Genomic DNA, 9,159 nt, shown 5'->3' on the forward strand with positions numbered 1-9,159 from the left:
GAATTCACTCCTCTAAAAATATTTCTATCTGCCATCAGGCAAAAATAATAAATTGCGACCTAAACGCCTATACCTAAAAAATTAAATGGAAAAAGACTATAAAGCATTTATCATTGAGGATGATGAAATAGCAAAATCAATAATCAATAATATATTGAAATCAAATTTAAGAGTAAGCTCAAGTGAATTTTATACAAATGGACTACTTGCTTTAGAAAAACTAAAAACGCTTATTTCTAAAAATGAAAAACCCCCTAACTTTATTATATTAGATTTCGATATGCCAATGGTGAATGGTTTAGAATTCCTTCAAAACATCAAACATTTAGAGGGTATTAATCAAATTCCAGTATTTATGAATTCTGCGTCTATAGAACATCATCAATATCGTATTTGCTTAAATTATGAAAATGTCAAAGGGAGCTTTTCAAAACCATTTACTGCTCAATCATTACATATCATTTTGGAATATATTGAAAGCAATAAAAAATTGTAGGGCAAAACTGTACAAACAAAAAATAGTATTGTCTTCTTAATTGATAAGATGAAAGGGTATCATTAATAGCATTCCAAAATAAAAGCAAATAAAATTGAACTCAAAAATAACCCTACTACTTTCAGATCTCAACGAACAACTCAATTTCATAGATTTAGAGATAGACAATCCTATAAAAAAATGTGAAAAAGCAATTGAAATCAGTATAAAATCAAAGGAAAAATTAAAGGTTCTAATCCAAAAATCAAGTTTTAAATCTGAAGAAGAAGAAATTCAATTTTTCAAGGAAATTAAACCTCAATTTACCTCCAAGATTATTTATTACAATACGGTTTTCAATATCGAAATGAAGAAACCCAATGGAGGTGCACGAGTTCTTAAAAAGTATTACAATAATGAATTAATCAAGTTGAAAGCTTTCTTTGACAACGAATTAGAGTTTTATAAATATTACAGAACAGGAAATATTTATTTGGATTACAAATATTTTTTACGAGGCAAATTTGACATCAAACTTTCTCTAAATAGTTATTATTTTGAGACAGACAAGACTTTTTCAACTTCACACGATTACAAAGTAGCCAAGATTTTAGCAAATGATTTAATCCAATTGTATTTAGAAAACCAATTAATTATGATTGAAAATAAGGATAATAACGAAAAATCACAACGCAAACCGAACATGAAAATGGCTTGGACAGGTTCAAAAGTAGCACTTACTGAACTTTTATACGCGTTACATTCCGAAGGAGTATTCAATAATGGTGTTGCAGATCTAAAAGATATTGCCGAATATTTTGAGCATATTTTCGAAATAGATTTAGGACAATATCGCCGTACTTTCCTAGAAATCAGAGTGCGTAAAGCAGAAAGAACCAAATTCATAACAGCTCTAAACGAAGCTTTGATTAAGCGAATGGATAATTCAGATGATGCGATTTAACCAAAAATCGTTCACAACACGAACCCCGTTGTGATTTTTATTGAATCAAAACCAACAATTTTGTACCATAACAATTTAAAACCTCACGTTATGGCAATCGAAGTTATTACTCGCGAAGATTTGAACGAATTCCGTACACTTCTTCTTTCCGATTTAAACGCAATGTTTAATTCAAAACCCCAACAACAAAAACAGTGGCTTAAATCAAATGAAGTCAGAAAGCTACTAAATATTTCCCCAGGTACTTTACAAAATCTAAGAGTAAACGGAACCATTACCTACACTAAAATTGGAGGAATATTATATTATTCAAACTCTGATTTAGAAAAGCTATTAGAATCAAATAAAGTGGAAGCTTCGCCTAATTTATTCAATCCAAAATGGCTAGTGAGATGAATTACATAAAACATCTAACAGGATTTTTCGAGAAAGTAGCAATCGACAAAACGCTTAATCCAACACACGTAAGTCTGTATATGTCGTTGTTCCAGTTCTGGAATTGTAACCGGTTCAAAAACCCTATCAGCATTTCTCGTGATGAGGTAATGCGGATAAGTAAAATCAGTTCCAAAGCAACCTATCATAAATGCCTTAAAAACTTGCATTCTCTAGGTTATATCGACTACGAACCATCTTACAATCCATTCAAAGGAAGCCACGTTTATTTATTCAATTTTTCGGACGATTTAAAACCAATTCCCAAAAGCGAAAAAACAACAATACCAAAAAATGAACCTGTTTTTGAACTAGTCAATGAACAAGTAGTGAACAAGCTCTGTACTAGTAGTGGTATAAGTAATGAGACAGGTACTGAACAAGCTCTAGTATCTTATATAAACAATACAAACATACCAAACATTTCAAACGATTTAAAGATTGTAAACTTGGACGAGCAAGCAAAAAATTTTGAAAATGATGATGGCTTTTTAAAAAGCGAGGCTGCCGAAAAAAAAGAAAAAAGTTCCGCCAAAAAAGAAAAAGAGAGTGCGCCAACAATCGAAAATGTCAAAGCCTACTTTCTCAATCAGAACTTTCCAGAACTTGAAGCAATAAAATTTTTCAATTACTTCTCCAGCAACGGTTGGTTAGTTGGTGGCAAAACCCCGATGGTCGATTGGCAAGCAGCGGCACAAAACTGGATGTTAAATAGCATAAAATTCAATCACAACGCCGATACAACACCGATACATCGAGCAAAACACCTCAACACAGGAACAGACAAAGACTATTCAGAACCCCTCTAAATTCCGCTCCTTTGGAGGGGTGCCCGAAGGGCGGGGTGGAGCTTTGTATAAAAGCAATAAAAATCTGTGCTAATCCTCCTAATCTGTGGCTAAAAAAACTTTGTGAACTCTGCGCTTACCCTTTGTACCCTTTGTAGTTAAATTTTAAACTTATGGAAACAGAAATAAAACCCCATTACAACTACCAAGAAGTAATCCTTTGGCTTGAAAAGAAAGGTTTAGAATTATATGGAAATCATTTCAAAATCCTTGAAAGCGATTATCCAATAATTTACAAACTCATTGCCTATTTTTTAAAAGACGAGGCAACTTGTTTTCAATACAACATCAACCTCAACAAAGGAATTTTACTTTCTGGCCCAGTTGGTTGTGGTAAAACATCACTAATGAATTTAATGAAACATTTAGCACCAATAGAGCATAAATTTTTCGTAAAACCGTGCCGAGATATTAGTTTTGAATTTATCCAGGACGGCTATCTAATCATCCACAAATACAGTAAAGGAAAACTATATGAATCAGAACCGAAAACAATATGCTTCGACGATTTAGGAACTGAAAACAACCTGAAATACTACGGAAACGAATGCAATGTTATGGCAGAAATTCTATTAAGTCGGTATGATATTTTTACAGCTAAAAAAATACAAACTCATATAACAACCAATCTTTCGGCTTCTGAAATTGAGAATGTTTATGGGAATCGGGTTAGAAGTCGATTGAGAGAAATGATTAATTTGATTGGGTTTGATAAAGGTATAAATGATAAAAGAGTTTGATAAGTTAGTTAATAAGTCAAAACCTATTAAAACAAATCAATATGAATTATATTTTAACTTGGTAAATTAATAAAATCATTACCAATGATAGAGAAAATAGAAATTAAAAAAGTCGCATCTTATAACCCAATAGGTATTGAAATCACAAACTTAAAGAAAGTAAATTTTATTTATGGAGCTAATGGTTGTGGAAAGACTACAATATCTAATTTTTTACATAATACTTCAGATACAAAGTTTGAAAATTGCACTGTAAATTGGAAAAATACTCAAGAATTAAAAAGTTTAGTTTATAACAAAGAATTTAGAGAGCGGAACTTTGGCAAAGGAAAAATTGGAGGCGTTTTTACTCTTGGAGAAGCAACAACAGAACAAATTTCTGCCATCAATGAAAAAATTGAAGAATTAAAAATTATAAAAGCGGACGGTGTAAAAAAGAGAGAAACATTAAATACTCAAATTCAAAAAAAAGAAACACTAGAAAATAATTTTAAAGAAACTTCCTGGACAAAGATTTATAAAAAATATGAAACTGTTTTTAAAGAAGCATTTACAGGTTCATTACAGAAAGAAAGTTTTAAAAATAAATTGTTATCAGAATTTAGCAGTAATACTAAAGCACTACTGACTTTTCAAGAGTTAACAGAAAAAGCAAAAACAATTTTTGGAAAAGTACCGCAAAATATTGCACTCATAAACGCAATTACATTTGATAGAATTATTGAAATAGAAAACAATCCAATTTGGAAGAAAATAATTGTCGGTAAAGCTGATGTTGACATTGCTAAACTTATTCAAAAACTAAACTTAAACGATTGGGTAAATCAAGGTAGAAACTATATTCAAGAAAATAATACTTGTCCATTTTGTCAGCAAGAAACCATTTCAGAAGATTTTAAAAAACAATTAGAAGATTATTTTGACGAAACCTATTTAAGTGATTTGAATACAATAAAAACACTAAAAGAAGAATATAGTTCTCTGATGAATAATATTGTAAATGAACTAAATAGTCTTGAAACCAATCAAAAAGCTTTTCCAGAGACAAAATTAAATACAGATAGATTTTCAGCTTATTTAAAAACATTGATTAGTCAAAACACTACAAATGGCGAATATCTGAACAATAAAACAAAAGAACCTAGTCGAAGTATTGAACTAGTTTCCATAAAAGAACAGTTAGATTTAATTACAGAATTAATTGTAAAAGCTAATGCAGAAATTACAAAGCATAATAATATTGTTGCCAATTTTACAGTCGAAAAAAATAGTTTAACTCAATCGGTTTGGAAATATATCATTGAAGAATTCAGAACAGATATTACAAAATTTAATACTGATAATAATGGATTTCAAACCGGTAATACCGCACTTCAATCTCAACTAACTGCAAAATTGAAAGAATTTAGTGATTTAAAGATTGAAATTGAAAATTTAAGCAGAAATGTTACGAGCATTCAGCCAACAATCAATGAAATTAACCGCCTTTTAAAATCCTATGGTTTTTTAAGTTTCAAAATTGAACCATCTTTAGAAGAAGGGTTTTATCAAATTCAAAGAGAAGATGGTACTATTGCTGAATCAACATTAAGTGAAGGCGAAATTACATTTATTACTTTTCTATATTATTTACAATTAGCAAAAGGAGGAAGTTCCGAAGAAACAGTAAACGATGAAAGAGTTTTAGTTATTGATGACCCTATTTCAAGTTTAGACAGCAATGTATTATTTGTTGTTAGTACGCTGATAAAAGACATTATTAAAAGTATTAAATCAGATACCGGAAACATAAAACAAATTATTCTTTTAACACACAATGTATATTTTCATAAAGAAGTGTCTTTCATAGATGGAAGAACTAAATTCTGTGCAAAAACGAATTTTTGGATATTAAGAAAAAATGATAAGTTCACAAATATTCAATCCTTCATTATGGAAAATCCAATAAAATCCTCTTATGAATTACTGTGGCAAGAATTAAAAAATGAAAATGTAAAATCGAGTATTACAGTTCAAAATATTATGCGAAGAATAATTGAAAACTATTTTAAACTGCTTGGAAAATATGGAGATGATGATTTAATACAAAAGTTTACTACTAAAGAAGAACAAGAAATATGCTCATCACTAATTAGTTGGATAAATGATGGTTCACACAGTATCAATGATGATTTATTCGTTGAGTTACAGGATCGAACGATTGAAAACTACAAAAAAGTATTTAAAGATATTTTCGTTTTAACCAATCACGAAGGACATTTTAATATGATGATGGGAATAAGTGAACTAATAAAGTCAGAAGAGGAAGGAATTAGTACAGCTCAATACAATTAATTATGATTAAAGTTTATTTAGATTGGAATGTTATGTCAGGAATGAAAAATAATCATTTCACGGAACTAAATGATATAATTTTAAACAAGGATAAATTTTTATTATTATACTCAACCTCTCATATTGGAGATATATTCGCCAGTATTAAAGACCAAAGCGAGCAAGAACAAAAAATGGTCAAAGAAGATTTAGATTACATAACATTTTTGACAGATGATTTGTGTTTGGTAAATGATTCTAAAGAAGTAGTTTTTAGCCAATACCAACCTAGAGAATTACTTGATGACAGAATTAGGGAAGCACCCCTTTTTGAAGATTTTAGTCTTGATAATTTATTTAGTTCAATTGAAGAAGGCAATCCAATGTTTGGAATAGTTGACTCTATGAAAAATATGATTGCTTCAACACCTTTAGACCTCGCTTTTAAAGAAGCTTTTGAAAACCCTGAAAGTGCTGCAATGTTAGATAAAATGTTTCCAGGACTAAAAGAAGACCAAACAATGAATGGATTCTTTAAGAGTTTTGGTAAAATGTTTCACAATATGAATGAAACAGAAGATTATAAAGATTTGAGAAATATGGTGCAACAAATTGGAGTGAATAGTGGACATTTCAACGAAAATAAAAACCCTTTTGAAGTAATTGATAATGCTTACAAGAAAATAGGAGTAGAAAATTCCAATGTAGATAAATATTTTGAAAAAGGCAAAAATGCCCCAGAATGGTTTGATGATATAACAAATGAATATATCAAACTAGATATGCACGGCTTTAAAGCTGACAAAGTAAAAGTTACTGCCAAAGAGAAAAACACATTTAATAATACAACTGAAGATGCTTCTCATTCCGCATTTGCATCAAGATGCGAGTTTTATATTACTAATGATGATAAAAATTATCACAAAACAAAAGCGGTATTTCAAAAATTAGGAATTTTTACTATTGTTTTAAAACCAAATGAATTCATTCAATACTACAACTTTTTTTTAAATGTAAACAGTTTTGATGGGCACTATAAAAGTATAATTGATGAAATGAAAAGAATTGAAAATTTTCAAGAACAAAGGTATCAAAACGGAGAAAGTTTCGGTTGGGTAAATTTTACAAATCAATATTTTTTTAATTTTTTCAATAAGATACTAATCCCGAATCCCGAAACAAATGATGCTTTATTTGTTTTAGGAAAAGAAAGTCCTTCAAAGAGGTATATAATTAGCCATAAAGAAATTGAAGGAATGTTAAAATTATTTGTAAATAAATTAGGTATAGATATTAATGGAAAATCCTATTTTGAGGTAGGTGAAATTAATACCGAAGAAGATTGGACAGGTAGAACTTGGGAATTAAATTTTGGTCAAATTAGTATAAAAAGATTAAATGGTTGGTTTCAAATGTATTTTTTTCCACTAAAAGAGGGCGAAAAACAAGTTGAGAATTAACTTTATTACAAAAGTATAGATTATGATGAACTCGCTAGATGCTATAATAAAAAGTACAGATTTTGCTCAAAAACTCAATAATCAATTGGGAATTAGTAACTCTATGATGCAAATGATGCATTCACAAGAGCTATGGCAAAATAAATTAAGCGCGATGACTATGAGTGATGCTATTTTTAAAAGCATTGCGCACCAACAAAACTATTTTCTAAATAATATCTCTGGATTTGACAGTCTTTCAAAAAAAATGGCAATCCAATCTAAATTATTTCAAATTCCACAACCAACATTAGACGCAATTAAAGGAATAAGTCAAATGCAGGAGAGTATATTCGGAAATTTAAAGGATATCACTTCCATTTTTGAAAGCCAAAAATCTTATTTAGCACAAGTCAATAGCTTACAGTTTGCTATGAGTGGAATATCCGGACAAATTGCGGCAATTGCAGCTAAAAGTAACCAATGGAATTTATTAGATGAATTTGAAAATATCAATGAAGAAGCATTTGAAATAACAAATAATTTTACTTCTGATATAGCATTATCAGAAGAAGAAAGCATAAGGTTTGAGCAATTAATTGAAAGAATTGTATCATTCTATCAAAAAAACAAACAGTTTGGTGTTAATGCTTTATTATTCATTTCAGTAATGGTAAACCTTATGAGCATACATCAATATTATGATTTTGTAAGACCTAAAGCTGAACTTGCTACAAAAGAGGATATAATAAAATTCGAAAAAAAAATACAACAATCTATAGAGTTAAAACTCAAAGAGATAAAAGAGTACAGAACTACAAACCGTGTTTCAAAAGTAATGTTGAAACCAAAAACTAAAACGATTATTGTAGCATCACTTCCTAAAGACTTTGATGTGATTGTTTTACAAATAAACCACAAATGGGCATTCATAAGCTATATCAATCCAAAAGATAATTTAATGGAAACTGGGTGGGTTATGAAGAAGTATTTAGATGAAAATAAGTAATGGCAAAGAAAACAAGAACTCCAATTCCACAACTCAATAAAGTCAGAGCTGTTCTTCAACAAGAAATAAACTCTAAATGTCCATTTTGCAACAATGAAGATGTAGCACATTTTGATATACATCATATTGATAAAATTCGAAATAATCATAAAATTGAAAATTTACTTTTAGTTTGTAAAATTTGTCATTCCAAAATTCATAATGATGAAATTTCATTTCAAGAAGTTATTGATGCTAAATTCAAGGCTAAAAATTGCAATTCAAATATCCAATTTATTTCAATAACAATTGATAGTGAAAATTGTGGCTGGGAGCCTTATGAAAATATTGTTAATGCTTTTAAAGCAGTTAACCTTAAATCATTATTTCCCATTTTTAATTTCAGTTTAATAAATAATTCTGACAAACCGCTTTTGCTAACTAATATTGTTATTACAAATAAGCATTTGCCTGTTGGTCTTAATGGGCCATATACTCCATTACCATATATTTTGAGACCAATCATAACTTATAAAATTAAATTGCCCGGAAACAATAAAACAATCAATACATCTCTAATAGATGAAATAGTAATTCCACAAGGAGAATTTTTTAAGTTTCAAATAGAATTATATTCTGAAAGTATGGATGATTTTAGTCCACTTAATAAATACGCTTTAAATTTAAAATTTGGTTTCAATAATGATTTCTATATTGATATTCCTAAAATTCTATTGAATTCTGATAAAGATTATAATAAACTAACCTATATTGGAATAAACTAAATGCTAAATCTGCATTTAAAAAACAACAATTATAAAAAAATGAAACTAGCAGCAATTTGGGTTACTAGACCGTGGGTGAATAACTGTGCGAATAAATTTTTAGGTATAGGCACTTTGGTCGCACTTATTAAGTACTGATTTTATTGACATTTATTTATAATTTACCATCTTT

The 9,159-nt window shown here is 29.2% G+C and carries 9 protein-coding genes; all 9 read left to right on the plus strand.

What is annotated here, in order from left to right:
- Window positions 1–85: 85 nt before the first annotated feature.
- The 9 genes from FNW38_RS16890 to FNW38_RS16930 all read left to right on the plus strand — a co-directional run bounded on the left by FNW38_RS16890 (window position 86) and on the right by FNW38_RS16930 (window position 8,987).
- A complete protein-coding gene (locus FNW38_RS16890) occupies window positions 86–496 on the plus strand; it encodes a response regulator (protein WP_143388952.1) in 411 nt (136 codons plus the stop codon).
- 94 nt (window positions 497–590) lie between these two features.
- Window positions 591–1,439, plus strand: a complete 849-nt coding sequence (locus tag FNW38_RS16895; RefSeq protein WP_143388951.1) for an RteC domain-containing protein — start codon at window positions 591–593, stop codon at window positions 1,437–1,439.
- A 90-nt stretch (window positions 1,440–1,529) separates the two neighbouring features.
- Complete coding sequence (locus FNW38_RS16900) at window positions 1,530–1,835, plus strand: helix-turn-helix domain-containing protein (protein ID WP_143388950.1); 306 nt, start codon at window positions 1,530–1,532, stop codon at window positions 1,833–1,835.
- A complete protein-coding gene (locus FNW38_RS16905) occupies window positions 1,832–2,683 on the plus strand; it encodes a transcriptional regulator (RefSeq protein WP_143388949.1) in 852 nt (283 codons plus the stop codon). Before FNW38_RS16900 ends, FNW38_RS16905 begins: the two co-directional genes overlap by 4 nt.
- A 152-nt stretch (window positions 2,684–2,835) precedes the next feature.
- Window positions 2,836–3,462: an ATPase gene (locus tag FNW38_RS16910; RefSeq protein WP_143388948.1), complete on the plus strand. Its 627-nt coding sequence runs from the start codon at window positions 2,836–2,838 to the stop codon at window positions 3,460–3,462.
- Between the two features lie 84 nt (window positions 3,463–3,546).
- On the plus strand, window positions 3,547–5,796 hold the full coding sequence (locus FNW38_RS16915; RefSeq protein ID WP_143388947.1) for an AAA family ATPase: 2,250 nt from the start codon (window positions 3,547–3,549) through the stop codon (window positions 5,794–5,796).
- A gap of 2 nt (window positions 5,797–5,798) precedes the next feature.
- Window positions 5,799–7,235, plus strand: coding sequence for a hypothetical protein (locus FNW38_RS16920; protein WP_143388946.1), 1,437 nt, complete (start codon window positions 5,799–5,801; stop codon window positions 7,233–7,235).
- A 25-nt stretch (window positions 7,236–7,260) separates the two neighbouring features.
- Complete coding sequence (locus FNW38_RS16925; protein ID WP_185963168.1) at window positions 7,261–8,223, plus strand: hypothetical protein; 963 nt, start codon at window positions 7,261–7,263, stop codon at window positions 8,221–8,223.
- Window positions 8,223–8,987, plus strand: a complete 765-nt coding sequence (locus tag FNW38_RS16930; protein WP_143388944.1) for an HNH endonuclease signature motif containing protein — start codon at window positions 8,223–8,225, stop codon at window positions 8,985–8,987. Before FNW38_RS16925 ends, FNW38_RS16930 begins: the two co-directional genes overlap by 1 nt.
- Window positions 8,988–9,159: the final 172 nt, after the last annotated feature.

It is taken from the genome of Flavobacterium gawalongense (assembly GCF_007097265.1).
Lineage (GTDB): Bacteria > Bacteroidota > Bacteroidia > Flavobacteriales > Flavobacteriaceae > Flavobacterium > Flavobacterium gawalongense.